This is a genomic window from Arthrobacter gengyunqii, assembly GCF_023022985.1.
In the GTDB taxonomy this organism is placed as follows: Bacteria; Actinomycetota; Actinomycetes; order Actinomycetales; family Micrococcaceae; genus Arthrobacter_B; species Arthrobacter_B gengyunqii.
On sequence record NZ_CP095461.1, the window covers coordinates 1,574,726 to 1,601,093 of the forward strand.

Sequence of the window (26,368 nt, forward strand, 5' to 3'; positions counted from 1 at the left end):
GCCCGGTCATCCCCTCGGCCTCAGGCGAGGGTGGCGGACAGTGCGCGCTGAAGCCATGCCCGGTACGCGGGAACAGTCCACCCTGCGTCGGTGACCAGCGTGCGGTATGTCTGGGGATGACCCAGGGACCAGATGACGGCGGCAGCATCGGCGTCGGAGATCCCGGAGGTTAGCCCGCCGCGGGTGCGCAGGGCACCCGCGGCTTCTGAATACCGGGTCAGCCGCTGCAGAGCGCGGTCCTTCTGCAGCTCCCGGACCACCGGGTCCACTGCTGCGGCCTGGGCAATCACGTCCAGAACCGGACCAATGCGGTCATGAACATCCATAAACCAATCGGCGAGGACGGTGATCAGCGCGTCGAAATCTTCGGCTTCCGCTGTGCGCCTGCGCATCAGCTCCAGCACGCTCATCCGGGTGGGACCCGAGGCCGCCGCGTCCAGTACCGCTGACAGCACCGCGGCCTTGTTGCCCACCGAGTTGTAGACCGTCTGAATGGCAACACCACTTTCACGGGCAATCGCGTCGAGGGTTGTTGCCACGTATCCCTGCCGGATGAAGAGGTTGGAGGCGGTGGAGACGATGTGCGTCCGCGTCTGGGCTGCCTGTACGGTGCGCCGGCTGCTCCTCGGGGCAGCGGATCGGTTGCCGGCTGCGTCGGCGGCAACCGGTGCAGCACCGGGCCGGGGGTCAGCCGGGCCTGATTCAGGACGGGAAGAAACCATGTGATTAGACTATCCTTCCAGTGACTGGAACGTTATTCTTGTTTCATCCGCAGGAAGTCTCATTAGGAAGGGTCCTGCCGGGCAAGGGAGTCAGTTATGAACCCGGATATCCAGGATGTCGCCATCGTTGGCGGAGGGCAGGCAGCACTTGCCACCGGCTACCATCTGCAGAACTCCGGACTGCGTTTCAGCATTTTGGAACAGTCCGGCAGGGTGGGGAACAGCTGGCGCAGCCGGTGGGACTCCCTGCAGCTGTTCACCCCTGCCCGGTACAGCGCACTTCCCGGCTTGCCGTTCCCCGCACCCGGAGGGAGCTATCCGGCCAAGGACCAGTTCGCCGATTACCTCGAAAGCTATGCGCAGCGGTTCCGCCTGCCGGTCCGGACAGATCTCCACGTCGAGTCGGTGCGCCGGGCCGGCGGACAGTTCGAGGTCCGCACCAGTGAAGGAACGCTCCATGCCCGCACTGTGGTGGCGGCACCGGGGCACACCACCATTCCGCGGATCCCTGCACTGGCAGAAAAGCTGGATCCAGGAATCACGCAGCTGCACAGTTCCCGCTACCACGGGCCGGGCGCTCTGCCGGCAGGCGACGTCGTCGTGGTTGGTGCCGGAACGTCAGGGGCCCAGATTGCGCTGGAACTTGCCGGTGCCCGTCCCGCAGGAACCGTGTATCTGGCCGGTTCCCCCACCGCGCACATTCCCGACGCCGTGTTCCGGTTCGCCGGGCCGGTGTACTGGCGGCTGGTGAACTCGCTGCTGACTCTCGACACCAAACCCGGGCGCAAAGCCGCCGCCGGATTCCATGACCGGGGTTCGCCCCTCATTCAGGTGTCCATGCGCGACGTCGAGCGCGCAGGAGTCGTCCGGCTTCCGCGCTTCACGGGGGTGGCGGACGGGCAACCTATGTTCAACGGCGGCGACGCATCAGCCGACGCCGGAAACCGGGACCGAAGCCGGGACCGAAGCTGGGCTGGAACCGCGAAGCCGCACAACGTCCGAACCATCATCTGGGCGACGGGGTATCGCCCGGAGTTCGATTGGATCGAGGATCTTCCCCGGGACGCGTACGGCTGGCCGGCCACCGTGCGGGGTGCCGTGCCGGAGCTGCCAGGACTCTATTTTGTGGGTATGCCGTTCCAATACGCGCTGACGTCCGGCCTAATCGGAGGCATGGGGCGTGACGCGGCGCATGTCGTGGCACAGCTTCGGGCGCCGAAGGGCTAAACCTGGTGCCGGGGCCGACAGCCTTCCCTGTCTAGCCTTCCTGTCTAGCCTTCTTGTCTAGCCGTTCGGTGCCCGCTCCCCGGCGGGGGTGGAGCTGACGCCTGGTGCGCATACCGATGGTCTGGTGCCGTCCTCGCCGTCATGACTTAGTGTGGTTTGCGACACCATCGACCCGGCGCCTGCAACGGTCCGGTTCCCGCCTTCCATCGACGAAAGGCCTGTTCCCATGGCTGAAGCATTCATTATTGACGCAGTGCGCACCCCTGTTGGCCGGCGCAACGGAGGGCTGAGCAAAATCCATCCCGCTGACATGGCCGCCCATGTGATTGCCGAGACCGTCCGGCGCACCGGGATTGATTCCGCGGAGTTTGACGAGGTAATCCTGGGGGCCATTGACCAGGTGGGACCGCAGGCCATGGATATTGCCCGGACCGCCTGGCTTGCCGCCGGGCTGTCCGAACGTGTCCCGGGAACCACTGTGGAACGCCAATGCGGTTCAGGGCAGCAGGCTGTGTCCTATGCGGCCCAGGCGGTGATGAGCGGAACCAGCGACCTGGTCCTGGCCGGAGGTGTTCAGAGCATGTCCTCCGTTCCCATCGGCTTCGCGAATACGGCCGCGCGCGAACTGGGCTTTCCCGATCCCTTCACCGGGTCCACCGGGTGGGCCGAGCGGTACGGAGATCAAAAGGTCTCCCAGTTCATCGGCGCCGAGATGATGGCGGACAAGTGGGGCCTCACCCGCGCCGAAATGGAGGACTTCGCCGTCGAATCCCACGTTCGGGCGCTCGCCGCCCAGTCCCAGGGCCGGTTTGACCGTGAGATCCTGCCACTGAATGGAATCAGCGCTGACGAAGGGCCGCGGGAACCGAACCGCGCCAAGATCGAGTCCCTGGCGCCGCTGTCCGAGGGCGGCCGCCTCACGGCCGCCACGTCGTCGCAGATTTCCGACGCCGCCGCTGTGCTGCTGCTGGCCTCGGAGGACGCGGTGCGCCGCTATGGGCTCAAGCCCCGCGCCCGCATCCATTCCATTTCGGCCCGCGGCGACGATCCGATCATGATGCTCAGTGCCCCCATCGAAGCGACCCGGCATGCCCTGGGCCGCGCCGGCATGAGCCTGGAGGAGATCGACCTGCTGGAAATCAACGAGGCTTTTGCCTCGGTGGTGCTGGCCTGGCAGCGGGAACTCGATGTGGACCTGGACAAGGTGAATGTCAACGGCGGCGGCATCTCCCTGGGACACCCGATCGGTGCCACCGGCGCGCGGATCATGACCACCCTGCTGCACGAACTGGAACGCACGGGCGGCCGCTACGGACTGCAGACCATGTGCGAAGGCGGCGGGCAGGCCAACGTCACCATCATCGAACGGCTGGACGAGAACTTCCGGCTGTAGCGCGGCGTTTCTGCAGGAGGTTTTTCACCAGTGCGTCAACAAGGCAGGCCGCGGCAGCGCCGGCACCATAGGCCGGCAGGTCCCAGGGATTAAACGTGGTGCCAAACACCAGCCGCAGCGGCGGCCACTGCTCGCCCCACTGCGCCGGCCAGGGGGTGAGCTGGAACAGTTCAATACCCGCACAGAGCACGACGGCGGCAACGGCCACCGTGGTGCAGCGTGCCCGGGGTGCCGCGAAGGCCAGCACCAGGTAAATCAGCACGGCATATAGGACTCCCCCCGCGGCGTCGCCGGCTGTACCGGCCAGTCCCGTGCGCGCCCACAGCCCGGCGGCAACCGTTGCGGCTACTGCGGCAGCCAAGGAAACCCGCCGCACGGCCACCCGGCGCGGAGACGGTCGGGGCGGGGAAGGTGCTCGGTGAAGGGAGGGCATACCCGCAGGCTACCGCGCTCAGCTGCAGCGGTTCGTCCGTTTGGGGTGCCGCAACCTCAGACCAGCCCGGCAGACCAGCGCAGCCGCAGGCTCTCTTCCAGCTCCTGCTCGGCGATCCGCCGGGCTATCTCGGCCAGCTGATCCTGAAGCAGGGGAATCCAGCGGTTCTCCACGGCACGCTGGCGGGTCCGGGTGGCAAGCAGCTCGCTGGAGACCAGGAGCAGTGCCCTTTCGGCGCTCGCCGCCGCCACCGCGGACTGCAGGGCTTCCCGATGCGCTGCGGCGGCAAAAGCCAGGGCCGAACTCCCGCCCGTCGGCGACGATTCGGGCAGCAGGCACTCGGCACCCTGCGGATAGGAGATGCCCATGGCCCCGCCCCACCGGACCGTCACCCTGGCGGTCCCGTCCGGCGCTGCCTCCATGATCCGGTCATCACCGTCCAAACCGGCGGCGCGCTGCAACCACACCGCAGCCCGGCGAGCCTGCTCCTGCCAGGCCAGGCGGGCGGCATCCGCCTCTTCCTGGAGTCCGTCGATGGCGAGCCGCAGGATGCGCTGCTTGCGGTCCAGCAGCTCGGCTCCGCGGGTGGCTGTGGCCAGGCGGCGCTCGACGTCGGCCTTGTCGGCCCTGCTGCCGCTGCTGCGGAAACCGCTCATGGCCGGAACCCTCCCGCAACCGTGCTCACGACCGGGCACCGCCTTCGGGGACCGGCAGATACTTGTCCAGGAACTCGGCGGACAGCATGTTCAGTTCCCGCCGCGGCAGCAGCGACAAAGCCTGCCAGGCGCGCTCCATGGTTTCATCGAACGTCCGCAGCTCGTCCCTGCCCTGGTTGAGCAGGTCATGCTCCACCACGTTGCGGAACTCAATGTAGGCATTGTCGGTCTCGCTGAGAGCCGCTGTGCCCACCAGCTCGGCCAGCTCCGCGGCCGACCGGGCGCGGGCCATCGCAGAGAGGATCTGGGCGGCGACGTCGAGGTGATCCTCCCGGGTACGGCCCTTCCCGGCGCCGCTGCGCATCAGGCGGGACAGCGATGAGAGTTCATCCACCGGGGGGTAGATGCCCCGTGCATCGACGTCCGGATCCAGGACCACCTGACCTTCGGTGATGTATCCGGTGAGGTCGGGAACGGGATGGGTGATGTCTCCGGCCGGCATCGTCAGCACCGGCACAATGGTCACCGAACCCTCCCTGCCCTGAACCCGGCCGCAGCGCTCATAGAGGGTCGCCAGATCGCTGTACAAGTAGCCGGGATAGCCCCGGCGGGCAGGAATCTCCCGCCGGGCAGCGGAAACTTCGCGGACCGCTTCGGCGTAGCTGGTCATGTCCGACATGACCACCAGCACGTCCGAACCGTGGTCGTAGGCGAGGGATTCGGCCACGGTCAGGGCAATGCGCGGAGTCAGGATGCGTTCGATCACCGGATCATCGGCCGCGTTCAGCAGCAGCACCAGTTCACCGGCGGCGGAGCGTTCCTCCAACCGGTCCCGGATGAAGGCGATGTCCGCGTGCGTCATGCCCATGGCAGCAAACACCACACGGAACGCCCGGCCGGAGGAGGTGGTGGCCTGCGCGGCAATCTGCGTAGCCAGGGTGAGGTGCGGCAGGCCGGGAACCGAGAAGATCGGCAGCTTCTGCCCGCGCACCAGCGTGGTGAGGGCGTCGATGGCAGAGATGCCCGTGAGCACCGGATCCTGGGGAGGCTCGCGGTACACGGGGTTCAGCGGCCAGCCGCCCACCGGCGTCGGCGTTCCTCCCGTCACCGGGGGGCCGCCGTCGAGCGGTTCACCGCGCCCGTTGCACACCCGCCCCAGCCAGCCGGGACCCGCAGGCACCGCCAGCGGACGGCCGGAGAAACGGACCTCAATGCCGCCCAGTGACATGCCCTCGGTGCCCTCGAGCACCTGCAGGGTGGTTTCATCCCCGTCCACTTCCAGCACCAGGCCGTGCCGCTCGGGCTGCCCCGAGACCGCCACGGTGGCGAACTCGTCCCAGCCCACCCCGGCGGCGTCACCCAGCACCAGCAGCGGCCCGCGCAGCTCCCGCACGTCGCTGTGCCCGACGCGGGGGACAGACAGAGGGTCAGCCAGGGGCGACCCCGGGCCGGCGCCGGCAGGGTCGGGACCCTTAGCAGGCACCGGGTTCGCTGTGCCGTCATGTGCCGCCATCGGTGCCTCCTGAAGATTCCGTGCCGACTTTTGCGCGGTCCTGTCCGGCTCCGCCGAGTTGCTCCAGCTGGCGCAGAAACTCGCGCCCCTGCGCCCAAACGCCGTCGGCATCGGTGGGTCCGGTTGTCTCGCGCAGCCGCAGTACGGGCGTGAAGTCCACGCGTTCGACGTCGGCAGCCGGAACCCCGCGCGCCACCAGTGCCTGGCACGCATCCACCACGTCCAGCACAATCTGCAGCAGGGCCGAACCCTTCTCTGCCGAGGAGTAGCCGTCATTGGGGCTGAGCGCGTTCTGCAGCAGCACGCCGTCGCGCACCAGCCGCCCGCCCAGCAGCACCATCTGTTCATGCCCCGGAAGCGAAGCGGTGCCGATGATCTCGGCCAGCGCAGTGAGCCGGTCCGCCTCGGAGAGCAGCAGAGTGGCCGAAGCCCGGCGCTGGGCCCACAGCGGATCTCCGTTGGCTGTGTGCCAGCGGGCCAAAGCCTCCGCATCACGGGAGAAGGAACCCCGCCAGCTGACAGCCGGATAGTGCCGGGAGTAGGCAAGGTCGCGGTCCAGCACCCACAGCGAACGCACGAAGCGCTGGGTGTCGGTGGTCACCGGTTCGCTCATGTCTCCGCCGGGAGGGGAGACAGCGCCGATGACGGTGACCGACGCCGTCGCACCGCCCAGCGTGCGCACCCGGGCCGCCCGCTCGTAGAAGGCGGACAGTTCGCTCGCCAGTGAGGCGGGATACCCTTCCTCAGCGGGGAGGTCGCCGTTGCGGTTGGCGAACTCGCGCAGGGCTTCGGCCCACCGGGAGGTGGAGTCGGCAATGACGACGGCGTCGTACCCCATGTCGCGGAAGAATTCGGCCACGGTGACCCCGCTGGCAATGGAAGCCTCACGGGCCATCATGGGCATGTTGGAGGTGTTGGCTATGATCACGGTCCGGTCGATGAGTTTGCCTCCGGTCCGGGGATCGTCCAGATCGGAGAGCCCGTCCAGCACATCGGCCATTTCATTGCCGCGCTCGCCGCAGCCCACATAGACAATGACGTCGGCGTCGGACCACTTGGCGATCTGTTGCAGGGTGAGGGTCTTGCCCGTGCCGAAGCCGCCGGGGACGGCGGCTGCCGAGCCGCGGGGGAGAGGGAAGAGCAGATCGAGGACCCGCTGTCCCGTGTGCAGGGGCAACGCCTCGGTCAGGCGCTCGCCGAAGGGCCGGGCGGTGTGCACCGGCCACTGCTGGGCGAGAGGAACATCGACGCCGTCCACGCGTGCCACCGGATCCAGGGGATGAACGGGGCCGTCAGCGAGCCACTGGACAACGCCGGCGACGGCGGGAGGCACCATGACGCGGAACTCCACCGTCCCCACCCCGGGGACGGTGCCGATGATCTGCCCCGGCTGCACGGTATCGCCGACAGCCACCGAGGCGGTGAACTCCCATTCGGTTTCCAGTACTGCCGGATCTTCAGCGGAGGCCTGCCGGTCCTGGGTCAGCCACAGGGGAGCGGAGGAGAGCGGGCGCAGCAGCCCGTCAAACACCGTTCCCAGCAGTCCCGGCCCCAGCAGTCCGGAAAGCTGGTGGCCGGACCGTTCGGCCCGGTCGCCGGACTTCAGGCCGCCGGTGTATTCATACGCCTGAAGCGTGGCATTCTCACCGTTGATCGCCACTACCTGGGCGGAAATCCGCTCCGGACCGATGGCCACAATTTCCAGCATGGACAACCCCTGCAGCCCGGTGATCTCCACCAGCGGGCCGCTGACCCGGGTGATGGTACCTGTCTCGAGGCCGGAACTGCTGCCGGCGGTGCTCACTCTGCGTCCCATAACCGGTGCACCTCCCCGGCATGGTTCTCCAGCGCCTGTTCGGCCAGCGCGGGCAGCGAGAAGTCCAGGTGCCGGGACCCTGCCGCTGCCGTGACGCCTCCCTTATAGCTCTCGGTGACTGAGGCCATGGGCCCCAGGATGCTGTCAGCGCGTTCGGTGAGGATCCTTAGCATCCGCGGATACCGGGGATCGCTTCGCAGCTCCTGGACCTGCTGCTGAACATGCCGGATCAGTTCGGTGCGCAGGGACTCCTGCTGGGCCAGGACGGTGCGCCGTGCTTGCCGCCGGATGCGGGCGGACCGTCCGGCCGCCTCTGTGTGTGCGGCTTCGGCACCCTGCCGTTCAGCGGTCTTCCGGATCTCTTCCGCTTCCGCCCGTGCGGTGCTGAGAATTGATTCGGATTCGCTCCGGGCGTCCTCGGCCAAACGGCTTGCCTCGGTGTCTGCCCGGCGCCGCAGGGCATAACGGACCGGCTCAAGGGATGCTTCGGATCCGGAGGGCAGTCGGCTCATCAGGGCATCACCGCAGTCAGGGGCGCGGTGGGCAGGTTGCGCTCGTCCACCAGGATGGATGCGGCGCCGGGTGTCAGGATCACGGCCGAAACGGTGTCCGGCAGGCCGGACCAGGCAGCTCTGACCTGTTCGGCACCCGTTGCCGGATAGAGGACGGCACCGGCAAGCCGGAAACCCTGAAGCAGCGCCGGCTCACCAAGGGCAGCCACCGTTCCCGAGTCGTTCATGCCTGCCCGATCAGGATGATCGAGATGATCAGGCCGTAAATGGCGATGCCTTCCGCCAGCCCCACCACCACCATCGCCCGGCCGAAGATTTCAGGCCGTTCACTCATGGCCGCCAGTGCCGCCGATCCGGTGTACGCCACCGCGATGGCTGCACCAATGGACGAGCCGGCGACGGCGATGGCGGCGCCGATCAAAGCGGCACCGCTGCTGTCGCTTCCCTCAGTGGCCATGGCGACGGCGGTGGACGCGGAGCCGCCGTCGCCCACTCCGGCAGTGGCCGGTGCGGCGTTCAGCGCCGCGGCGAAGAGGGCCAGCGCCCCGGCCATCAGCAGGGCGTTGAGGCCCAGAAGCGCCTTGATGCCGGTGCGTCTGTTGCGGCGCATCAGCGCTACTGCTCCGACGGCGAGCAGGACTACGAGGATAAGGACCAGCGGAAGGCCGGCAAACCAGGGGCTCATGGGTGGTGCCTTTCAACTGGTGCTGAAACTTCAGCGGTGACGGAAGGGTCGTTGGTTTCGGGATTCCAGGGCCGGAACCGCCGTCCCTCCTCCTGGAAGACGCGGGAGAACAGTTCGTAATACTCCAGCCTGAGGGCCTGGATGCCGGCTACCAGGCCTTCGAGGGCGAAGGTGAGGGCGTTGCCGATAATAAAAACCAGGATGGCCAAGACGGCCCGCCAGTCCGGAGCCCACAAAGCGGAGGTGGCCTGCCACACCACCATCATGAGGGCGGCATGGGTGAGGCCGAAGGCCGCCAGCCGGGCGAAGGACACCAGGTTGGAGCCCAGCTGGACCACGCTGTCCACCAGCTCGACGCTGGCCTGCAGTCCGCCCGTCGCTCCGCCGCCGGACTCGGTAAACAGGCCAATGAACATGAGAATGAGGGCAAGCAGGGCAGCCACCCCGGCGATCACGAGAATGAGGGGGCTGGACGCGAGCAGGCCCCAGGCCACCAGTCCGACGGCGGCAAACAGCAGGGCTCCCGCCAGTCCGGACCGTGCGTACAGGGCGTAACCCCAGCCGCCCTCACGGACCCTGTTGATGGTGCCCAGGGCATAGGACCCGGCCAGCAGGACCGCCCCCAGCACCACAGCGGCAACCAGGAGCGGAATGGGTTCGTCCAGCGGGTCCAGCCACAGCACCGGAATCACCCCTGTGGGCCCGAAAAACTCGCCGTAGAGGAAACCGAAGAACACGGCAGCCAGTCCTGCACCGGTGATGAAGAGCCAGGTCCGCCGGAACCGTTCCAGCCAGGGAACCTTCAGGAACCGGATCATCAGCCCGGCGATGACCAGCAGGGCGCCCTGCCCGGCGTCCCCGAACATCATGCCGAACATGACCACGTACGCCACGCCGGCAATCCGGGCCGGGTCCAGGTCCGCGTACGGAACCGTGGTGTAGGTGTCCACGAGCAGGCGGGACAGGGCCGGCACCTGGCGGCGGCGCGGTTCGTCGCCGGTCAGCAGCGTGGGCGGCTGCGCTCCCTGCGGCCTCCTAATGACGACGGCGGAAGCTCCGTGCGGTTCCAGTGCCGACTGAAGGTCCGGGAGTGCCCGGGACGGCGACCAACCCACCAGGGCTGCCACGGGACCGTGGACGACGGCGGCTTCCGCTGCCCGGTTGTACTCTTCCGGTCCCGTCCCGGGTTCATACGGCAGGTCAAGTTCGACCGCTTCGCTGCGGGCCACCTCAGTCAGCATTTCAAGCCGGGCCTCCAGCGGGGCAACGAGTGCCACCCGCTCCATCCGCACCGGACTCAGGGTTTCACGCCACGGCATCGAGCACCTCGCTGGTTCCGGCGTTCACTGCGGCAGCAGCCAGTGCAGCCCGCACCCGCCAGGCATCGACGGCCAGTACGGCCATGGCTCCCAGGACGACGTCCGGTCCGGGCAAGCCGGCCCGCAGCAGACGGAACCCGTCCGTTTCCACCCGTGCCGCCAGCAGGGCTTCGGCACGCCAGAGTTCGGTGGGGATCTGCAGTGCATCCAGCGCCTGCGCCGGTCCGGGGGGAAGAGCGTCGCGCAGGGCGTCAGGGGTGTCGGCCCGCACCCAGCCGGTTCCGATCAGCGGCCGCAGCAGTGACAGCAGCCGCTCTCCGGGGGAGGACCTGTCGACAAAGACCAGCCGGGCGCTGATCAGGGCACCCGTTGAGGCTGCCCAGGAGCGCGCTGACGGAGCCTCATTGGCAAGCCGGCGCAGCCAGACGACAGTGAGGACGTCCGACAGTGCGGCGTCGGAGCCCGGATCTCCCCACGGCGAAGACGCCAGGGCGGAAAGCAGTTCTTCGACACTGGCTGCTGTCCGGAGCCGCGGCCATGCTGTTGCCAGTCCGCCAAGGTCAAAAGGTTCGAACTGTTCACCGGTCCCTGCGCCCTGCAAGGTTTGTTCCCGTCGCAGCTGCAGCTCCAGGGACACAATGTTGTCGGCTTCGAACACAGCAGCGGCGGAACGAACCAGCCGTGCGCCTCCGGCAGGGAGCCAGCCGGCAAGGACCCTCAGCTGCCACAACACAGTCCGGCGGGTGGCACGCTGTGCCTCGGCGAGCGTCGAAACATCTTCCAGTTCATCGGCATAAGCCGTTTCGGCAAGGCGGTCGAGGGCGGACTGCAACCCTCCCGCCGCAGCTATTCCGCGGCAGGTTCCCGCCCCCGCACGGCGCTGCGCCATGGATCTGGCACGAACTGAGGCCGCAACCCAATCAGATCTCATAGTGCTGCACCCGTGCCGGGCTGCTCATCCGGGCCGCCGCCCTGCTCTGTGCCGAAGCCGAGTTCCGGGCCTGAACCGAGCAGATCACTCACAAGGTCCGCCACAATGGCAGCGGCCAGTGCAGGCACGCGGGACTCACCCCGGCGCTTCAATTCTGCTGCCTCTTCTGCTGCCTTTCGAAGCATCTCCTCGTCGGCGGTTTCAGCCTCGCGGGAGACCGCTGCGGCGGCGTTGGCCCGCACTGCACCGCTGTCCATACGGGCTTGCTCAACCATGGCGGCGGCCTGTGTCCTTGCCTGCGCAACCGTATCCGCTGCCCGCGCCGTCGCGTCGTCGATCAGCATTCCGCCGTCGCGGATGGTCGGAACGAGGGCCTCAAAGACCGGGACAAGCTCGGCAGCAGGTCCCTGGTCATCGCCGGCGGGCACTCCGGAAGGACCTGCAGGCCCGGGTGCTCCCACGGGACGGAACCGGTCAAGCAAACTGCTGCGTGCCATTTTGCACCTCCTGGGAAGCGATTCGCCTATCCGCCGGAAGTGCCGGCGCCGTCTTCGGTGGCTGCGGCTTCGGACGCCTCGCCGTGCCGCACAATGTCTCCGTCGGTAAAGAGGATTCCGCGGGCGATTTCGCGCCACAGCGGGGTCCTGCGCAGCAGGAATTCCAGTTCCATGCTGAAGTGCTTGAACTCTTCACCCAGGGAATCGTGCATAATGGCGCGGGACTCTGCATCGGGCTCGACAGCCATGCGCTGCACGTACCAGCCGATGGCTTCAGCCTCTTCGCTCAGGCTGGCGCACATCCTGGCGAAGGTCCTGGTTTCTGCGGGAAGTTCCGATGGCGGCTCGTGATACTGCTCTGTGCCCATGCTCGTCTCCTGATGCGGCCCGGTTAATGCCCCGGTTCCGGCGAGGTTCGCGTGATCGTGCCCTGTCCTTCGAGGTTACGGTTGGGTCTGCGGGGAAACAATGGTGGACCCTTCGGGCTCCTTGGAAGGCATGCAAAAGGCCCGGATGCAGCGTGCATCCGGGCCTTTGGGGAAGCGCTGTTCGGGTCAGGCAAGCCGGCCGTAGGCGGAGGCGAAGTGCACCAGCGGATCTGCCTCGTCATCGGCCGAGGCGCGGCGGCCCATCGCCACCACTTCACCCACCACCAGTTGGTGGGTGGCCGCCGTCGTGACCTGCGTGGTGCGGACCTCGAACCAGGCGATGCACCCCTCGATGACGGCGGCTCCGGTGACCGGCCCGCGGCCGTAGTCCACCTGGCTGAGCAGCCCTTCCAGCGGGGATCCCGGACTGGCCAGCCAGTTGGCCGTGCCGCGCTGGCTGGCGGAGAGCAGGCTCAGCGCCCAGGTGCCGCTGTCAACCACGGCCTCGGCAATCCGCGAGTCGGCATACAGGCTCACCAGCAGCGTGGGCGGGTCGTAGGAAACCGATAGGAATCCGCTCACCGTTGCCGCGTAGTCCCGGCCCCGCAGCCGGGTGGATACAACAGCCACGCCGGACGCAATATCGGCACTCAGCAGCCGGTAGCTGTCGATCGCCTCATCGGGAACATCCGGGGAAGGAACCAGCTCTCCCGGGAAAACGCCGTGCTCCACAGCCCGGCTACTTGGCGTCGTCTCCGGAGGCGGAATCCGACGGAACCAGCTTCACGGAAACAGAGTTGATGCAAAAGCGCTGGTCGGTGGGCGTATCAAAGCCTTCGCCCTCGAACAGGTGGCCCATGTGAGAGTCACAGTTGGCGCAACGAACCTCGATGCGGTCCATTCCCATGCTGCGGTCATGGAGATAGCGGACCTTGCCTTCGGAGAGCGGGGCAAAGAAGGACGGCCAGCCGCAGTGCGAGTCGAACTTCTCGCTAGAGGTAAACAGTTCGCTTCCGCACGCGCGGCACTGGTAAACACCGGCAGTCTTGGTATCCCAGTACTCCCCGGTGTACGGGCGCTCGGTTCCGGCCTTCCGGAGGACCTGGTACTCCTCGGGTGTCAGTTCCTCACGCCACTGATCATCGGTCTTTTGTACGGGCACGGTTCCGGTGGTCTCTTCATTCATATCCGGGTCAACGCTTAAGAGTCGCCAATAAATCCCGAGCCCGAGTAGAGGTGCAGCACCGGCACCCCCAGACGGTCCTGGGCTTCGTTTGCCCAGTCAGTCCGGAACGTATCCTCCACGGCGTGCGGGGTGGTGATGACAACAACCTGCTGGGCGTCCGAGGCTTTGGCGGCGGCAACCACGGCCTGGACCGGGTCCTCGCCTGTCACCGAGCCGGTCGCTTCCAGGTCCGACGACGCCAGCAGTGCCAACGACTCGCTCAGCTCCACTTCGGCAGCCTTCGTTTCCTGGTCCTTGGTGGGCTTTTCACCCGTCAGGTCGCGGAACGCTGCGGAAAACTGCAGCAGGCTCAGGTTGTCCAGCACATCAATGAGCAGGTTGCGACCGGTATCGGCAGGCACCAGCACCTCAAAACGGGCGGGGTTGTCCTGAACCAGATACCGCAGGTTGGTTATGTCCGCTTCATTGAGGGACTCTTCGGTCAGCACCACGATAGTTGCAGTCATGCGGCCAGCTTAGCCGCATGACTCCGGGCGGCGTCACAGGTCGGCCGGGGTGTGGCGGCAGCAACACTTCGCGTCGCGGCGGCATGGCATAGCCACAGCCCACGAATCCGTCGGTAAGAATGGAGGTATGCCTATCTCCATCCCCGTGCTTCCGTTCCCGGCTGTTTCCAACGTTCCCGCTCCGGCAACCGGGCTATCCGCACCGTGGATCAAGTGGACGGCGTTCGGCGCCGGGGTCGGCGCGGCGGCAACCACTGCACTTTTTGCCGCAACGTCGGGTCTGGGCGTCTATTTTGCCCGCCAGGTGGTCACCCCGCGGCGCACCCGGGATGCCAACCTGGAGATCCTCGCCGTGTTCGACTCGGAGCACGGCAAGCAGATCATTCTGCCCGCTAATGAGGACACCACGGTGGACGGAACCTACAGCCTGTACTTTGACGGCGGGGCCGGCCACGCACGGATTGGAGCCATCCGCTCCTACGTGCCGCGCGAGGGCACGGTGCAGCGCGACGTTGAAGAAATCTACAGCGGCGATCTCGCCAAAGCCGTGCGCGGCTGGTGGAGCGGTTCGATCTATCCCTCGCCGTCGGCCGTCGGCCTGGCAGAGGAGGAAGTGAATGTCCCCGTCGACGGGGGCATGGCACCCGCCTGGCTCGTTCGGGCAGACCCGGATGCCACCACCTGGGCCATCATGGTGCACGGCCGCGGCGCGCAGCGGACCGAATGCCTGCGGGCGGTGCGCACCGCCCACGCGGCTGGACTGACGAGCCTGCTCATTTCGTACCGGAACGACGGCGAAGCTCCCTATGCGTCCGACGGCCGGTACGGTCTGGGCCTCACGGAATGGCACGACGTCGAAGCCGCCATCCGCTACGCCCTGGCCCACGGCGCGAAGGATGTTGTTCTGTTCGGGTGGTCGATGGGAGGAGCCATCAGCCTGCAGGCCGCCGATCGTTCTCCGTTGAGCCGGCATATCCGCGCCCTGGTACTGGATGGTCCGGTCATCAACTGGGTTGACGTGCTGGCCCACCATGCCCGTCTCAACCGAATCCCGGCGCAGGCCGGACGGCTGGGACAGTGGCTGATTTCCAATGCGGCGGGCCGGGCGCTGACCGGGCTGGCTGCTCCGCTGGACCTGAAGAGCATGGACTGGGTGACCCGAGCCGAAGAAATCCGCATCCCCACCTTGATCCTGCACAGTAAGGATGATGACTTTGTGCCCTACGGGCCGTCAGCGGAGCTGGCGGAAAAGAACGCGGACGTCATTACATTTGAGCCTTTCACCCAGGCCGGCCACACCAAGGAGTACAACGTGGACCCCGAACGGTGGGAGACCACGGTCCTGGTCTGGCTGAACAACACTCTGGGCCGCACGCGGCATCCGGCCGTGCGCCGGTCGGAGGCATAAGGGCGGGCTGACTGCGGCGGGAATCGCAACTGCTCCTGGCTACAGTGGCCACGGCAGGACGGTGAGTGACGGCCATTCCCGGATCCAGCGCCCGGTCTTTGCCAGATAAACGTTCTTGGGAGCCAAAACCGGGTTCGGCACAATTCTGCGAGCAAACAGATCGGCGTACCCGTGCGGCGCGTATGTGGTGAGGCTGCCGTCGCGGGAGGCGGTCACGCCAAAGCAGCACGTCTTCGCGGCGAAGTGGTCGATCGCGTCGGTGGCGCTGGTGAACGGCGCGGCGGGGACACCGAAGTGCTCCTCGTACCAGAGGTGCACCCGGGCTTCGTTGCGGACCTCGACTTCCGCGGGAACGTCCCGAAAGAGCTGCCGGGCACGCCGGATTACCGCGTCCTCAGCTGCGTAGGAAGTGTCGTCGCCAAAGTAGAAAAGGTCATAGTCGCGGATGCCGGCACCCGGATCCCTGCCGTCGAGCACATTCCAGACAGTTTGAAACAACGCCCCGGCCGTTAACCACCAGTCGCTTACGCCCAGCCGCGGAGCCAGCTCGAGGATTTGCCGGTTGACCGGGTTCTCTTGAATACAGCTCAAAAAGCGTTGCTGATCAGTCACCACCTCATCCTGCCCTGAATCGGACAGGATCGCGGTGAAGGAAGCAGGGTGTCATCAGGTAGGTTCAGACGCAGACAGACATCTACGGGGGACATGCGAATGCTGGACAGCGACAACACCGCAACGCCGGCGGACTTCTTCCGCGCCTGGAACCAGGGTGAGCACCCGGATTTGTACGAGATCGAGAATGAAGCCCTGGACCGTGAAGGGCTTGTCTGGGCGGAATTGGCGCGGCTGGCTCCCTGGGAAGACCGCACCATTCTGGACCTCGGCTGCGGCACTGGTTTCTGGCTTCCGCGCTACGCCGAACAGGCAGCAACCGTGATCGGAGTGGAGCCGGACCCCGAGCTGCTCGGGGCCGCGCGGTCCAGGCCCGGCGGAGCCTCCGTTCTCCACGGTTCCGCGGAGCACATCCCGCTGCCTGACGCCTCGGTGGACGTTGTCCACGCCCGGTTCGCCTACTTCTTTCCCTCGCCGCACAACAACTGCTCGGCCGGGCTCGAGGAAGTGCTGAGGGTGCTGCGTCCGGGCGGCGCGCTGGTGGTGATCGACAACGACCAGCTCGAGGGCGACTTCGCCATCCTGCTCGAGGCTGCCAACGCCTCAGCAGGTCAGGGCGACGGCGATTACATCAGCAAATGGTGGGCTGAACGCGGCGCGTCCACTACGCGGGTGATGAGCAGCTGGACCTTCGATCAGCCGCAGGATCTCGTAGACGTCATCAGCATGGAGTTCCCCAACGGGACTTCCGATGACTGGTTAAGCTCCGATCCGCAGCGCCGTCGGCTCAGCTGCGGCTACGCGCTGCACCACCTTCGGAAGCACTAGCTCAGGAAAGCACGGAAGCAGCCGCCGGCTGATTCAGTCGATCTTCTGGTAGGACAAAACCTCTGGTCTCCAGCTAATGCCGGCGGCGTCAAAGAACCCGCTCAGCGACCGGGTCGCCTGCCCCATCTCAAACGAGAAGCGTCCTCCCTGTGCCAGTTCCTCCGCTATGGCATTTTCTGCGTCCTTGCCGGATCCGCCGGTGAACACCAGAGCCCCGCAATCGGAAGTGCTGATCTCGACAGCCGGCGTGGACCAGGAACGACGGCCCATGGGATTGCCATCATCGGCTACGGCACCAGTTACAGTGCATTCGATTCGATCCCGATGGCCGTCGTCGTAGGCGCCCAGAGCCCACGCTCCAACCGAACTCAACAAGATGACGACCGCCAATATGGATACGGTTCCCCAGAAAAGCAGGTTGCTCAAGAACGATCTCGGCGGCTTTTTTGGCAGATCCGCTGATGCAGTAGCCGGTGCCAGCTCTTTCAGCCGTCTCGTTCTTCTTTCACCCAATGCGCCGGTTCCCCCATACTCATGTGGCCTGTTTAGTGCAAGAGAAGCATAACCGGTTCCGTCATGACCCCGCCGTACCGATCGGCGCAGCGACGGCATGCGTGAGCCGGATCAGATCAAAGGGTGAGAGTCCAATCTGCAGACCGCGGCGGCCGCCGGACACATAGACGGTGTCCAGCAGTTCCACGCGGTTGTCGATTCCCGCACGGGAGGGATGCTTCTGTCCCAGCGGTGAAATTCCTCCCACCACGTAGCCCGTCCGCTTCTCCGCTTCGTGCCGGTCTGCCATCACGGCCTTGCGCGCCCCCATCAGCGCGGCGAATTTCTTCAGGTCCAGGTTCAGCGCGACCGGCACCATGGCTACTGCCAGCCGGCCGCCCAGATCCACCATCAGCGTTTTGTAGACGGCCTCCGGCGGCAGCTCGAGCTTCTCCGCTGCTTCCAAGCCGTAGGAGGGGGCGCCGTCGTCGTGCTCATAGTGACGCACCGTGTACGGAACATTGGCTTCGTCCAGCAGCCGGGTGGCCGGCGTCGCGCCCTTGCCCGCATGTTTATCCGGATGCTTGCCCGAATGCTTGTCCCGGTTCCCTGCCATCGCTCCGGCCTTCCTGTCGGCGACTGACGCTGCCTGTGCAGTGCTGCCCTGCTTAGCCCTGGTTGAGCTTTTCGTGCTCGGCCAGGCGGCGCTTGATACGTCCCAGCATGGCTGACATGCCGCGCATGCGCAGCGGTGTAATGGCGCGCGTAAGGCCCAGACGGTCAGGAACATCCGCAGGGACGGCGAGGATCTGCTGTGCCGGCAGCCCGTTCAGGCCTTCATACAGCACGCTGGCGAAGCCGCGAGTGGTGGGAGCCTCCGGCGGTGCCTTGAAGAACAGGGACACCAAATGCTCGGGGGAGTCGTCCACGTCCAGGCTGAGGAACACTGGCGACTGGCACTCGATCACCTGTTCCAACAGTTCGGGACGGTCGGCGATCTCGGCAGGCAGGTCAGGCAGGCTGCGGGAGAACTCCAGCAGCAGCTCCAGCCGCTCGGCCTCTTCCAGGGCCTGAAAATCGTCAACAATCTCCGCCAGAGAATCCGGGATGGCGGTTTCGGGGGTGGTGCTCATGGGGGTAATCTCTCTGCGTTTTCGAAGGATATGGATCGGCGGGGATCAGCGGGGCGCGTTGCCGGGCTCTTCGCCGCGGGCGATCGGCACACGCACGGCGTTGCCCCACTCGGTCCATGATCCGTCGTAGTTGCGCACGGAATCGAAGCCAAGCAGGTGCTTGAGGACAAACCAGGTGTGGCTGGAACGTTCGCCGATGCGGCAGTAGGCCACGACGTCGTCGCCCTCCCGCAGCCCGGCGCCGTCCTTATAGAGGGCTTCGAGTTCTTCGCGGGGCCGGAACGTGCCGTCGTCGGCGGCGGCCTTGCCCCACGGCACGGATTTGGCGGTCGGGATGTGGCCGCCCTTCATGGCACCCTCGTCCATGTAATCGGGCATGTGGGTGCGTTCGCCGGTGTATTCGGCGGGGGAGCGGACGTCGATCAGCGGTCCCTTGCCCAGGTGGCCGACGACGTCGGGCAGGAAGGCGCGGATTTTTGCGTCGTTGCGCTCCACCACGGGGTAGTCTGTGGCGTCCACGATGACCTTGTCCGTGGTCATCGGCCGGCCCTCGGCAACCCACTTGTCCCGGCCGCCGTCGACCAGGCGGACATCTTCGTGGCCAAAGAGGGTGAAGACCCAGAGAGCATAAGCGGCCCACCAGTTACTCTTGTCGCCGTAGATCACCACGGTGGAGTCGCGGGTGATGCCCTTGCGGGACATTAGCTGGGCGAATGCTTCACCGTCGACGAAGTCACGGGTGTCTGCGTCGTTGAGGTCGGTGTGCCAATCGATTTTCCGCGCGCCCGGGATATGGCCCATCTCATACAGCAGGATGTCCTCATTGGATTCAAGAACCACCAGGCCTTCGGCATCCAGGTTCTCGGCCAGCCACTGCGTGGACACCAGGCGCTCGGGGTGGGCATATTCGGAAAACTTGGATGCGGTGTCAGGGGCAATCGACATGTACGCGGCCTCTTTCGGGTTCTGTATGTCTGCTGCCGGACGCGAAAGCGGCGGCACGGGCTTACCTCTAGCCTAACGATGTGCGGGGACGAAAACTTCCTGCAGGCTGGGCGAACTCTCGCCGGACGGTGTCCGGAGGCTGGCCGACGGTGTCCGGACTCTCGTCGGCCGCCGAAACAGGGCGTCCTGTAACCGGCCCCAACGCACTGTTGGCGTATCGTTGCATCGGCGGCATTTTGTCGGCGGCAGGCCTGGTACCACTGTCCGCATCACCGCGGGACCATTGACAGCTATTTACATCGGATGGACGGAATTGCGCACAGTGGCACAAGCGGAGCACCTTGCAGAGCGGACTCCCCAGGTCTCGACCGACGAACTGCTGAAGGGGTTCTTTCCCTCGCCCCGGTTCGGTGAAGTTTCCTTCGACAGTTACCGTCCGGATCCCGCCCAGCCGTCCCAGGCAAAGGCTGTCAGCGCCATGCGGGACTTCGCTGTCGCCGTCGACGTGCCCGAGCCCACCGGCCTGCGGAAGCTTTTTGGCGCACGGAAGCCCGACTCCAAGGCCGGTTTTTACCTCGACGGCGGTTTCGGCGTCGGCAAGACCCATCTGCTCGCCTCACTGTGGCACGCTGTTGAGGGTCCGAAAGCCTTTGGAACCTTCGTGGAGTACACCAACTTGGTGGGCGCCCTCTCGTTCCGCAAAACCGTTGATGCCCTGAGCACCTACAAACTGGTCTGCATTGACGAATTCGAACTGGATGATCCGGGCGACACCGTCCTGATGTCGCGTTTGATGCGGGAACTGGCCGACGCCGGCGTCAAGCTTGCCGCCACGTCCAACACGCTGCCGGGATCCCTCGGCGAAGGCCGTTTTGCCGCCGTCGACTTCCAGCGTGAGATCCAGGTCCTGGCAGATCAGTTCGACGTCGTCCGCATTGACGGCGAAGACTACCGGCACCGCGGGCTGCCGCAGTCTCCGGACCCTGTGAGCGAAAGCGAACTCGAGAGTAGAGTGGCTGCGGAGTTCAGCGGCAAGGTTGTGGCGGACGATGATTTCACCACCCTCATCAACCACCTTTCCACCGTTCACCCGAGCCGCTACCGCACGCTGATCGAGGGTGTGGATGCTGTTGCCTGGCACAACGTCACCACCATTACCGAGCAGTCCGTCGCCCTGCGGTTCGTGGTGCTGGCTGACCGGTTGTATGACAAAGACGTTCCGATCCTTGCCAGCGGTGTTCCGTTTGACCAGCTGTTTACAGAGGAAATGATGAACGGCGGTTACATGAAGAAGTACTTCCGGGCCGTTTCCCGGCTCACTGCGCTGGCCCGCGAAGGCCAGACCGGAGAAGCCGCCTAACCGCTTGGCCATGGTTTGACAGCGGGGTTGACCGGACGGTGCGGTCGGGGGACGTCCTTCTTCTGAAACGTCCTTATACTGTGTCCCATGACACATGCTGCTGCCTCGCGGGCAGCGGGGTTCACGCGGTTCACCACGGAATCCCTGCCAGAGACGCGACGTATTTCCCAGTGGGAGAGGCACAACGCACGTGCGCTGGTGGGGCTGACGGCCCAGACCGATCCCGGAGCGGATTTCCGCGCCACCGAGCTGACCCTTGCGCTGCCCCGCTTGCAGCTTGCTCACGTCACCGGTTCGGCGCACCGGGTTGCCCGCCGCCCTGTCCACATCGCGAGGACCCCGGCCCACGGAGCCGTTGCCTATTTTGCCCTCCGCGGGACCGGTCAGTTCCTGCACGCGGAGGGCTGCGAAACTGTTGCTCCCGGGCAGGGCATCATCGTGGATGCGGACCAGCCGTTTGAACGCGGGTTCGCTCAGGGATTGGCGGAGCTGGCGGTCAAGGTTCCCAGGGTTGCCCTCACCCGTGCTGTCGGGTCCCCAAACCTGCCTCGTCCGATTACTTTCGAGTTTGCCGGCACCTCCAATCCTGCCGCGGCCGCTCTGGCCCGGCTGCTTGGCGCTGCCATTGCCGGCAGATCGGCGGACTGGGAGTTCCTGGAGGAGGGAATCCTCGGCCGGTTTGCCGATCTGCTGGTCGGCGGGTCTGCCCGGGACCATCTCGGCGTAGCTGAGCAGTTCATCCGAACACACTATCGGCGCCCTGAACTCTCGGCCGCAGGCATCGCGGCGGCGGCAGGGATCTCCGAGCGCCAGCTTTCCCGCCTTTTCTCGCTGGCCGGGCGGACCGTTCCGCAGAGCATCCTCGCCGCACGCCTCAAGGAAGCGCATCGGCTGCTGGGCTCAGCCGAAGCCGTGCACCTCTCCATCGCCGACGTCGCGGTCCGCTGCGGGTTTTCCTCCCATGCCCAGTTTTCACGCAGTTACCGTGCCGGTTTCGGGGTGCCGCCGCTGCCTCATCGCCGCGAGCTGCTGGCCTGATATTGGTGTCGCGTCCAGCGGGACTGGGGACGGACTGGGGACGGGGGACTGGGGGACGATGGGGAGGATGGGCGGACCATTCTTGACGGTTTCCGCCGTCACAGCCGGTGCAGCCCACGGGTAATGCTGATTCGGGCAAGATGAAGGGAAAGCTGCCGGCAGCGTTGCCGGCCCGGAGCTCAAGGAGTATCCATGGTTGTTTTCCATGACGGCGTTGCGGGGACCCAAACACCGGAAGGAAACGTAGTAGAAACCGATGTGTTGATCGTTGGTTCGGGTCCGGCCGGTTCATCCGCCGCCCTGTTCCTGTCTTCGCTGGGGGTCCCGAACATCATGATCACCAAGTACCGCTGGACCGCGAACACTCCCCGGGCCCACATCACGAACCAGAGAACCATGGAGATCTTTCGGGACCTCGGGATCGAGGAGCAGGTCCTGGCTGATGCCACGCCCCACCACATGATTGGCGACACCGTCTTCTGCACGTCCCTCGCCGGCGAAGAGATTGGGCGCATCCTCACCTGGGGCAACCACCCAACGCGGCACGCCGAGTACGAGCTGGCCTCGCCGTCGCTGAATTGCGACATTCCTCAAACGCTCCTGGAGCCGATCCTGGTCCGCAACGCCACCATGCGCGGCACGCAGGCCCAGTTCTCCACCGAGTACCTCTCCCACAGTCAGGACAAGGACGGAGTCTCCGTGCGCGTCCTCAACCGTCTGACCGGCCACGAGTACACCATCCGCACCAAGTACCTGATTGGAGCCGATGGCGCCAGGTCGAAAGTTGCAGCGGATATCGGCCTCCCGATGGAGGGACAGATGGATATCGCGGGCTCGATGAATATTACGTTCAAGGCCGATCTGGCCCAGCTCGTGGGACACCGCCCCTCCGTTCTCTACTGGGTGATCCAGCCCGGCTCCAATATTGGCGGCATCGGCGCGGGCCTGGTGCGCATGGTCCGGCCGTGGAACGAATGGCTGGTCGTGTGGGGCTTCGACATCACGCAGGGCACCCCTGAGGTCTCGGACGAGGACGCCCTGGAAATAGTGCGGAACTTGATCGGCGTGCCGGATCTGGACGCCGAGATCACCGGCATCTCCCTGTGGGGCAACAACGAGCAGTACGCCACTTCGCTGCAGTCCGGCAGGGTGTTCTGCGCCGGCGATGCCGTTCACAAACATCCTCCCAGCAACGGCCTGGGCTCGAACACCTCCATTCAGGATTCCTACAACTTGGCCTGGAAGCTCGCAGCCGTCCTGAACGGGCAGGCCGAAGCATCCCTATTGGACACGTACACATCAGAACGAGCTGGGGTGGCCAAGCAGATTGTCACGCGTGCCAATCAATCAGGCCGTGAGTTCGTCAAGCTTTTCGAAGCGCTCGGACTCACTGAGGCGGTAACGGAGGCTCAGATGCACGCCGCCATCGAGTCCCGCAAGGAGAACAGCCCGGCCGGCGTCGCCAAGCGGGCAGCTGTCCGGGAGGCCATGGAAATCAAGAACTACGAATTCAATGCCCACGGGGTGGAACTTGGTCAGCACTACCGTTCCGGCGCCGTCGTGACGGAGAGCAGCGAGGGAGAGCGGCCTGCCGCAGCCCGCGACCCGGAACTCTATTACGAGCCGTCGACCTACCCTGGCGTCCGTTTGCCGCACGCCTGGGTTGGCGACTGGCAGCGGAAGCTGTCCACCCACGATTTAGCCGTCTACGGCAAATTCACGCTGTTCACGGGGATCGCCGGTGAGGAGTGGGCCAACGCTGCCCGAAAGGTCTCCGGCCAGCTCGGAATCGACGTAGAGACTGTGGTGATCGGACCCGGCCGGGAAGTCACCGACCTGTACTTCGACTGGGAACGGCTGCGCGGGGTGGACGAGGACGGTGCGGTGCTGGTTCGGCCGGACAAGCATGTGGGCTGGCGGGCGCAGCGTCTGCCGGATAATCCGGAAGCGGCGCTCCGTGGCGCTGTGTCTCACATCCTGGGCCGCGGGGGCGAGGTATGAACCTCACCTTCGAGCATACGACGCTGGGGCAGCGGGTCCTGTTTGGATCCGGCCGGGCGGCGGAGAACCTTGCCGCTGAGGTTGCACGGTTTGGTGCGACAAAAGTCATGGTCATCACATCGGAATCCCATCTGTCGATGGCACGGAAGGTTGCTGCCGGGATTGACGTCACGCTGTGGCATACCGACGTCGTCATGCATGTGCCGGTGGAAACGGCCGAAGCTGCGCGGGCCGCGGCCGGCGGTGCGGAGATCGATCTGCTCATCTGTATCGGGGGCGGGTCCACCACCGGACTTGCGAAGGCTGTCGCGCTGTCCACCGGGATTCCCATCATCGCAGTTCCCACGACGTACGCCGGGTCCGAGGCCACCAACGTGTGGGGCCTGACCGAAGCCGGCCGCAAGACCACCGGGGTGGACAACCGGGTCCTGCCGGCCACCGTGGTGTATGACGCCGCGTTGACCCTCGAGCTGCCGGTGGACATGTCGGTGGCGTCCGGATTGAACGCGGTGGCCCACTGCATCGACTCGCTCTGGGGCCCGCGGGCGGACCCCATCAATGCGGCTCTGGCGGTAGAGGGCATTCGGGCTCTGGCCGAGGGGCTCCGGCTGATCAAGGCGGATCCGTCGGCTGTGACCGGCCGGGAACAGACCCTCTACGGGGCGTACCTGGCCGCGGTCTCCTTCGCCTCCGCGGGGTCCGGGATGCACCACAAAATCTGCCATGTGCTCGGCGGGACGTTCAACCTGCCCCATGCGCAGACCCATGCCGCCGTGCTTCCCTATGTGCTGGCCTTCAACGCCCCGGCAGCGCCAGAGGCTGAGGCTCGCACGGCTGCAGCCTTGGGGTCGGACACGGCCATCGAAGGGCTTCAGCTCCTGTGCGGTGAACTCGACGCCCCCAACGCGTTGAAGGACTACGGCTTTGCCCTCGAGGGCGTCGCGGAGGCTGTCGAGCTTGCCCTGCCTGCCATCCCGGCAGGCAACCCCCGGCCGGTATCCGCTGCGAACCTGACCGAGCTGCTGACCGGGGCGCTGAACGGCGCTGACCCCACGAACCTCACGTACACGTAAGGAGATACGGATATGACCCGCAACGATACCGGGGCGACCAATAGCTCTGATTTCCGGATGAACGCCCGGCAGAGTGTGAACGCCCCTCAACAGATGAGTGCACAGCAACGGATGGAACAGGAGCTTGTGGACCGGGTGGTGGGGTCCTTCGAGAACTGCGGCAACGAACGGCTGAAGCAGGTGATGCAGTCCCTCACTCAACATTTGCACGGGTTCATCCGGGATGTGCGGCTGACAGAGGATGAGTGGAACGCCGCCATCGCCTTCCTTACCGCCGCGGGTCAGATTACCGACGATAAACGTCAGGAATTTGTCCTGCTGTCCGATGTACTGGGCGCCTCGATGCAGGTTATCGCCGTCAACAACGAGTCCTACAAAGACGCCACTGAGGCCACCGTTTTTGGACCGTTCTTTGTCGAAGACGCTCCGGAAATCTCCCATGGCGGCGACATCGCCGGCGATGCCGCCGGCCAGCCCTGCTGGGTCGAGGGGACTGTCAGGGACACCGACGGCAACCCGGTCCCCGGGGCAAGGATTGAGGTGTGGGAGGCCGACGAGGATGGTCTCTACGACGTTCAGTACTCAGACAAGCGGGTAGCAGGGCGGGCCCACTTATACGCGGATGATCAAGGACAGTACGCGTTCTGGGGTCTGACCCCCACTCCGTATCCAATACCCAATGATGGGCCGGTGGGCAGGCTGCTCGACTCTGTGGGCCGGTCACCCGTCAGGGCCTCCCATCTCCACTTCATGGTCACTGCCCCCGGTCTGCGGACGCTCATCACGCACATATTCGTCGAAGGTGACCCGCAGCTGGAGATCGGTGACTCCGTGTTCGGCGTCAAGGACTCCCTGATCAAGAAGTTCGAAGTCCAGGAAGCCGAGGTCCCCACCCCGGATGGCCGGGATGTGGGCTCCACCGGCTGGGCACGAACACGGTTCGACGTGGTTCTTGCCCCGGCCTCGGTCTGACACTCCGACTTGTTCTGCCGGGTATTGATCTGTTCTGCCGGGTATTGATCAGTGCCCGGCAGGCTGGGGCCCGGTGGCCTTATGGCCTGGAGACGATCCCGTCACCTGGCGGAAATAACGCCGGAGAGCGTCGACGGAGTCGTCGTTGACGTGGTGGTCAGGATCGTCGTACACCGTCAGCTCCACCGTGGCCCCGAGGGAACGGAAGGCCAGCCCTGTGGCTTCGACACGGTGCAGCGGAACCCACGAGTCGTTGCGGGCGGTAAACATCCGTACCGTCAGGTCGGCCATGGTGAACCGGTCGGAAACGGCCCAATCCCGTTCGGACGGGCCGAGGTACCCGCCGGTGTGCAGCACTGCTCCGGCCAGATTCGGCTGATTCCGTAAGAGATACTCGGAGAGCAGGCACGCACCCTGGGAGAATCCAAACACCACCACGGGCGGACCATCCCGGCGGCCCCGCACACCGTCCAAGTGCGTCCTGACGGTCTCCAATGCATCATCCAACGCCGGTTGATTCTCATTGAGGGCTGCCAGGAAGCTCTGTGGGTACCAGCTTTGGTCATGGGCAGCCGGCAACAGCCACGCCACATCGGGCAGGTCCACACGGTCGGCAACCTCCATCATGAACTCCGGCGCCTGACCCCGGCCGTGGACCCCGTAGACAACCAGGCCGGCTTGCTCCACCGGGGCCCCGTAGCTAACGGGGCTCTGCAACAGATGCTGGTTGGTTTGCACGCCT

At 65.7% G+C, this 26,368-nt stretch carries 30 protein-coding genes; 9 read left to right on the forward strand and 21 right to left on the reverse strand.

Annotated elements, in window-relative coordinates; all coding sequences use genetic code 11:
* Positions 1–20: 20 nt before the first annotated feature.
* Positions 21–722 carry a TetR/AcrR family transcriptional regulator gene (locus tag MUG94_RS07105; protein WP_227908555.1) on the reverse strand — a complete coding sequence of 234 codons (702 nt, stop codon included), beginning with the start codon at positions 720–722 and terminating at the stop codon, positions 21–23.
* Between the two features lie 96 nt (positions 723–818).
* Here MUG94_RS07105 and MUG94_RS07110 point away from each other — a divergent pair, with 96 nt between their 5' ends.
* Together MUG94_RS07110 and MUG94_RS07115 are read left to right on the forward strand one after the other, a co-directional pair.
* Entirely contained in the window at positions 819–1,949 is a 1,131-nt protein-coding gene (locus MUG94_RS07110) for a flavin-containing monooxygenase (protein WP_227908556.1), read from the forward strand.
* A gap of 226 nt (positions 1,950–2,175) precedes the next feature.
* Positions 2,176–3,342 carry an acetyl-CoA C-acetyltransferase gene (locus MUG94_RS07115; RefSeq protein ID WP_227908557.1) on the forward strand — a complete coding sequence of 389 codons (1,167 nt, stop codon included), beginning with the start codon at positions 2,176–2,178 and terminating at the stop codon, positions 3,340–3,342.
* Here the strand turns inward: MUG94_RS07115 and MUG94_RS07120 are convergent.
* The 14 genes from MUG94_RS07120 to MUG94_RS07185 all read right to left on the reverse strand — a co-directional run bounded on the left by MUG94_RS07120 (position 3,308) and on the right by MUG94_RS07185 (position 13,764).
* A complete protein-coding gene (locus tag MUG94_RS07120) occupies positions 3,308–3,775 on the reverse strand; it encodes a ribosomal maturation YjgA family protein (RefSeq protein WP_227908558.1) in 468 nt (155 codons plus the stop codon). The two genes, MUG94_RS07115 and MUG94_RS07120, sit on opposite strands and share 35 nt — an antisense overlap.
* A 56-nt stretch (positions 3,776–3,831) precedes the next feature.
* Positions 3,832–4,431 carry a V-type ATP synthase subunit D gene (locus MUG94_RS07125; RefSeq protein WP_227908559.1) on the reverse strand — a complete coding sequence of 200 codons (600 nt, stop codon included), beginning with the start codon at positions 4,429–4,431 and terminating at the stop codon, positions 3,832–3,834.
* Between the two features lie 25 nt (positions 4,432–4,456).
* Positions 4,457–5,944, reverse strand: coding sequence for a V-type ATP synthase subunit B (locus MUG94_RS07130; RefSeq protein WP_227908560.1), 1,488 nt, complete (start codon positions 5,942–5,944; stop codon positions 4,457–4,459).
* Positions 5,931–7,760, reverse strand: coding sequence for a V-type ATP synthase subunit A (locus MUG94_RS07135; RefSeq protein WP_227908561.1), 1,830 nt, complete (start codon positions 7,758–7,760; stop codon positions 5,931–5,933). The genes MUG94_RS07130 and MUG94_RS07135 overlap by 14 nt, the downstream gene beginning before the upstream one ends.
* Positions 7,745–8,272 (reverse strand): hypothetical protein, encoded by a 528-nt coding sequence (locus MUG94_RS07140; protein WP_227908562.1) that lies wholly within the window; start codon positions 8,270–8,272, stop codon positions 7,745–7,747. Before MUG94_RS07140 ends, MUG94_RS07135 begins: the two co-directional genes overlap by 16 nt.
* The gene (locus tag MUG94_RS07145) at positions 8,272–8,499 is read right to left on the reverse strand and encodes a hypothetical protein (protein WP_227889474.1); all 228 of its coding nucleotides are present in this window, start codon (positions 8,497–8,499) and stop codon (positions 8,272–8,274) included. The genes MUG94_RS07140 and MUG94_RS07145 overlap by 1 nt, the downstream gene beginning before the upstream one ends.
* On the reverse strand, positions 8,496–8,957 hold the full coding sequence (locus MUG94_RS07150) for an ATP synthase subunit C (RefSeq protein ID WP_227908563.1): 462 nt from the start codon (positions 8,955–8,957) through the stop codon (positions 8,496–8,498). Before MUG94_RS07150 ends, MUG94_RS07145 begins: the two co-directional genes overlap by 4 nt.
* The gene (locus tag MUG94_RS07155; RefSeq protein WP_227908564.1) at positions 8,954–10,276 is read right to left on the reverse strand and encodes a V-type ATPase 116kDa subunit family protein; all 1,323 of its coding nucleotides are present in this window, start codon (positions 10,274–10,276) and stop codon (positions 8,954–8,956) included. Before MUG94_RS07155 ends, MUG94_RS07150 begins: the two co-directional genes overlap by 4 nt.
* A complete protein-coding gene (locus MUG94_RS07160) occupies positions 10,263–11,165 on the reverse strand; it encodes a hypothetical protein (RefSeq protein WP_227908565.1) in 903 nt (300 codons plus the stop codon). Before MUG94_RS07160 ends, MUG94_RS07155 begins: the two co-directional genes overlap by 14 nt.
* Positions 11,166–11,203: 38 nt before the next feature.
* Positions 11,204–11,704, reverse strand: coding sequence for a F0F1 ATP synthase subunit B family protein (locus MUG94_RS07165; protein WP_227908566.1), 501 nt, complete (start codon positions 11,702–11,704; stop codon positions 11,204–11,206).
* Between the two features lie 26 nt (positions 11,705–11,730).
* The gene (locus MUG94_RS07170) at positions 11,731–12,072 is read right to left on the reverse strand and encodes a ferritin family protein (protein WP_227908567.1); all 342 of its coding nucleotides are present in this window, start codon (positions 12,070–12,072) and stop codon (positions 11,731–11,733) included.
* 186 nt (positions 12,073–12,258) lie between these two features.
* Positions 12,259–12,804 carry a flavin reductase family protein gene (locus MUG94_RS07175; RefSeq protein WP_227908568.1) on the reverse strand — a complete coding sequence of 182 codons (546 nt, stop codon included), beginning with the start codon at positions 12,802–12,804 and terminating at the stop codon, positions 12,259–12,261.
* A gap of 7 nt (positions 12,805–12,811) precedes the next feature.
* On the reverse strand, positions 12,812–13,258 hold the full coding sequence (msrB, locus tag MUG94_RS07180) for a peptide-methionine (R)-S-oxide reductase MsrB (protein WP_227908569.1): 447 nt from the start codon (positions 13,256–13,258) through the stop codon (positions 12,812–12,814).
* A gap of 14 nt (positions 13,259–13,272) precedes the next feature.
* Positions 13,273–13,764: a hypothetical protein gene (locus tag MUG94_RS07185; RefSeq protein WP_227908570.1), complete on the reverse strand. Its 492-nt coding sequence runs from the start codon at positions 13,762–13,764 to the stop codon at positions 13,273–13,275.
* Between the two features lie 127 nt (positions 13,765–13,891).
* On the opposite strand from MUG94_RS07185, the gene MUG94_RS07190 reads away from it, so the two are divergent.
* The gene (locus MUG94_RS07190; RefSeq protein ID WP_227908571.1) at positions 13,892–15,172 is read left to right on the forward strand and encodes an alpha/beta hydrolase family protein; all 1,281 of its coding nucleotides are present in this window, start codon (positions 13,892–13,894) and stop codon (positions 15,170–15,172) included.
* A gap of 39 nt (positions 15,173–15,211) precedes the next feature.
* Here MUG94_RS07190 and MUG94_RS07195 read toward each other — a convergent pair whose 3' ends face one another.
* Positions 15,212–15,784, reverse strand: a complete 573-nt coding sequence (locus MUG94_RS07195; RefSeq protein WP_227908572.1) for a nucleotidyltransferase family protein — start codon at positions 15,782–15,784, stop codon at positions 15,212–15,214.
* A 99-nt stretch (positions 15,785–15,883) separates the two neighbouring features.
* On the opposite strand from MUG94_RS07195, the gene MUG94_RS07200 reads away from it, so the two are divergent.
* Positions 15,884–16,612, forward strand: coding sequence for a class I SAM-dependent methyltransferase (locus MUG94_RS07200; protein ID WP_227908573.1), 729 nt, complete (start codon positions 15,884–15,886; stop codon positions 16,610–16,612).
* A gap of 33 nt (positions 16,613–16,645) precedes the next feature.
* On the opposite strand, the gene MUG94_RS07205 is transcribed toward MUG94_RS07200, so the two are convergent.
* The 4 genes from MUG94_RS07205 to MUG94_RS07220 form a co-directional block, all read right to left on the reverse strand.
* Positions 16,646–17,038 carry a hypothetical protein gene (locus MUG94_RS07205; protein ID WP_227908574.1) on the reverse strand — a complete coding sequence of 131 codons (393 nt, stop codon included), beginning with the start codon at positions 17,036–17,038 and terminating at the stop codon, positions 16,646–16,648.
* 148 nt (positions 17,039–17,186) lie between these two features.
* Entirely contained in the window at positions 17,187–17,720 is a 534-nt protein-coding gene (ybaK, locus tag MUG94_RS07210; protein ID WP_227908575.1) for a Cys-tRNA(Pro) deacylase, read from the reverse strand.
* 52 nt (positions 17,721–17,772) lie between these two features.
* On the reverse strand, positions 17,773–18,237 hold the full coding sequence (locus MUG94_RS07215) for a SufE family protein (RefSeq protein ID WP_227908576.1): 465 nt from the start codon (positions 18,235–18,237) through the stop codon (positions 17,773–17,775).
* A 45-nt stretch (positions 18,238–18,282) separates the two neighbouring features.
* A complete protein-coding gene (locus MUG94_RS07220; RefSeq protein WP_227908577.1) occupies positions 18,283–19,182 on the reverse strand; it encodes a sulfurtransferase in 900 nt (299 codons plus the stop codon).
* Between the two features lie 322 nt (positions 19,183–19,504).
* Here MUG94_RS07220 and zapE point away from each other — a divergent pair, with 322 nt between their 5' ends.
* The 5 genes from zapE (at position 19,505) to MUG94_RS07245 (ending at position 25,626) form a co-directional block, all read left to right on the forward strand.
* The gene (gene zapE / locus MUG94_RS07225) at positions 19,505–20,542 is read left to right on the forward strand and encodes a cell division protein ZapE (protein ID WP_227908578.1); all 1,038 of its coding nucleotides are present in this window, start codon (positions 19,505–19,507) and stop codon (positions 20,540–20,542) included.
* An 87-nt stretch (positions 20,543–20,629) separates the two neighbouring features.
* Positions 20,630–21,580 (forward strand): helix-turn-helix domain-containing protein, encoded by a 951-nt coding sequence (locus MUG94_RS07230; protein WP_227908579.1) that lies wholly within the window; start codon positions 20,630–20,632, stop codon positions 21,578–21,580.
* A 192-nt stretch (positions 21,581–21,772) separates the two neighbouring features.
* The gene (locus MUG94_RS07235; RefSeq protein ID WP_227908580.1) at positions 21,773–23,581 is read left to right on the forward strand and encodes an FAD-dependent oxidoreductase; all 1,809 of its coding nucleotides are present in this window, start codon (positions 21,773–21,775) and stop codon (positions 23,579–23,581) included.
* Entirely contained in the window at positions 23,578–24,654 is a 1,077-nt protein-coding gene (locus MUG94_RS07240) for a maleylacetate reductase (RefSeq protein WP_227908581.1), read from the forward strand. The genes MUG94_RS07235 and MUG94_RS07240 overlap by 4 nt, the downstream gene beginning before the upstream one ends.
* A 111-nt stretch (positions 24,655–24,765) precedes the next feature.
* Entirely contained in the window at positions 24,766–25,626 is an 861-nt protein-coding gene (locus MUG94_RS07245) for a dioxygenase family protein (protein WP_227908582.1), read from the forward strand.
* 48 nt (positions 25,627–25,674) lie between these two features.
* On the opposite strand, the gene MUG94_RS07250 is transcribed toward MUG94_RS07245, so the two are convergent.
* Positions 25,675–26,364 (reverse strand): alpha/beta hydrolase, encoded by a 690-nt coding sequence (locus MUG94_RS07250; protein ID WP_227908583.1) that lies wholly within the window; start codon positions 26,362–26,364, stop codon positions 25,675–25,677.
* Positions 26,365–26,368: the final 4 nt, after the last annotated feature.

Bases quoted from the DNA above. Each gene is read 5' to 3' on its own strand.
- MUG94_RS07105 (WP_227908555.1), bottom strand. From the start codon at position 722: ATGGTTTCTTCCCGTCCTGAATCAGGCCCGGCTGACCCCCGGCCCGGT.
- MUG94_RS07110 (WP_227908556.1), top strand. From the start codon at position 819: ATGAACCCGGATATCCAGGATGTCGCCATCGTTGGCGGAGGGCAGGCA.
- MUG94_RS07115 (WP_227908557.1), top strand. From the start codon at position 2,176: ATGGCTGAAGCATTCATTATTGACGCAGTGCGCACCCCTGTTGGCCGG.
- MUG94_RS07120 (WP_227908558.1), bottom strand. From the start codon at position 3,775: ATGCCCTCCCTTCACCGAGCACCTTCCCCGCCCCGACCGTCTCCGCGC.
- MUG94_RS07125 (WP_227908559.1), bottom strand. From the start codon at position 4,431: ATGAGCGGTTTCCGCAGCAGCGGCAGCAGGGCCGACAAGGCCGACGTC.
- MUG94_RS07130 (WP_227908560.1), bottom strand. From the start codon at position 5,944: ATGGCGGCACATGACGGCACAGCGAACCCGGTGCCTGCTAAGGGTCCC.
- MUG94_RS07135 (WP_227908561.1), bottom strand. From the start codon at position 7,760: ATGGGACGCAGAGTGAGCACCGCCGGCAGCAGTTCCGGCCTCGAGACA.
- MUG94_RS07140 (WP_227908562.1), bottom strand. From the start codon at position 8,272: ATGAGCCGACTGCCCTCCGGATCCGAAGCATCCCTTGAGCCGGTCCGT.
- MUG94_RS07145 (WP_227889474.1), bottom strand. From the start codon at position 8,499: ATGAACGACTCGGGAACGGTGGCTGCCCTTGGTGAGCCGGCGCTGCTT.
- MUG94_RS07150 (WP_227908563.1), bottom strand. From the start codon at position 8,957: ATGAGCCCCTGGTTTGCCGGCCTTCCGCTGGTCCTTATCCTCGTAGTC.
- MUG94_RS07155 (WP_227908564.1), bottom strand. From the start codon at position 10,276: ATGCCGTGGCGTGAAACCCTGAGTCCGGTGCGGATGGAGCGGGTGGCA.
- MUG94_RS07160 (WP_227908565.1), bottom strand. From the start codon at position 11,165: ATGGCGCAGCGCCGTGCGGGGGCGGGAACCTGCCGCGGAATAGCTGCG.
- MUG94_RS07165 (WP_227908566.1), bottom strand. From the start codon at position 11,704: ATGGCACGCAGCAGTTTGCTTGACCGGTTCCGTCCCGTGGGAGCACCC.
- MUG94_RS07170 (WP_227908567.1), bottom strand. From the start codon at position 12,072: ATGGGCACAGAGCAGTATCACGAGCCGCCATCGGAACTTCCCGCAGAA.
- msrB (WP_227908569.1), bottom strand. From the start codon at position 13,258: ATGAATGAAGAGACCACCGGAACCGTGCCCGTACAAAAGACCGATGAT.
- MUG94_RS07185 (WP_227908570.1), bottom strand. From the start codon at position 13,764: ATGACTGCAACTATCGTGGTGCTGACCGAAGAGTCCCTCAATGAAGCG.
- MUG94_RS07190 (WP_227908571.1), top strand. From the start codon at position 13,892: ATGCCTATCTCCATCCCCGTGCTTCCGTTCCCGGCTGTTTCCAACGTT.
- MUG94_RS07200 (WP_227908573.1), top strand. From the start codon at position 15,884: ATGCTGGACAGCGACAACACCGCAACGCCGGCGGACTTCTTCCGCGCC.
- ybaK (WP_227908575.1), bottom strand. From the start codon at position 17,720: ATGGCAGGGAACCGGGACAAGCATTCGGGCAAGCATCCGGATAAACAT.
- MUG94_RS07215 (WP_227908576.1), bottom strand. From the start codon at position 18,237: ATGAGCACCACCCCCGAAACCGCCATCCCGGATTCTCTGGCGGAGATT.
- MUG94_RS07220 (WP_227908577.1), bottom strand. From the start codon at position 19,182: ATGTCGATTGCCCCTGACACCGCATCCAAGTTTTCCGAATATGCCCAC.
- MUG94_RS07230 (WP_227908579.1), top strand. From the start codon at position 20,630: ATGACACATGCTGCTGCCTCGCGGGCAGCGGGGTTCACGCGGTTCACC.
- MUG94_RS07235 (WP_227908580.1), top strand. From the start codon at position 21,773: ATGGTTGTTTTCCATGACGGCGTTGCGGGGACCCAAACACCGGAAGGA.
- MUG94_RS07240 (WP_227908581.1), top strand. From the start codon at position 23,578: ATGAACCTCACCTTCGAGCATACGACGCTGGGGCAGCGGGTCCTGTTT.
- MUG94_RS07245 (WP_227908582.1), top strand. From the start codon at position 24,766: ATGGAACAGGAGCTTGTGGACCGGGTGGTGGGGTCCTTCGAGAACTGC.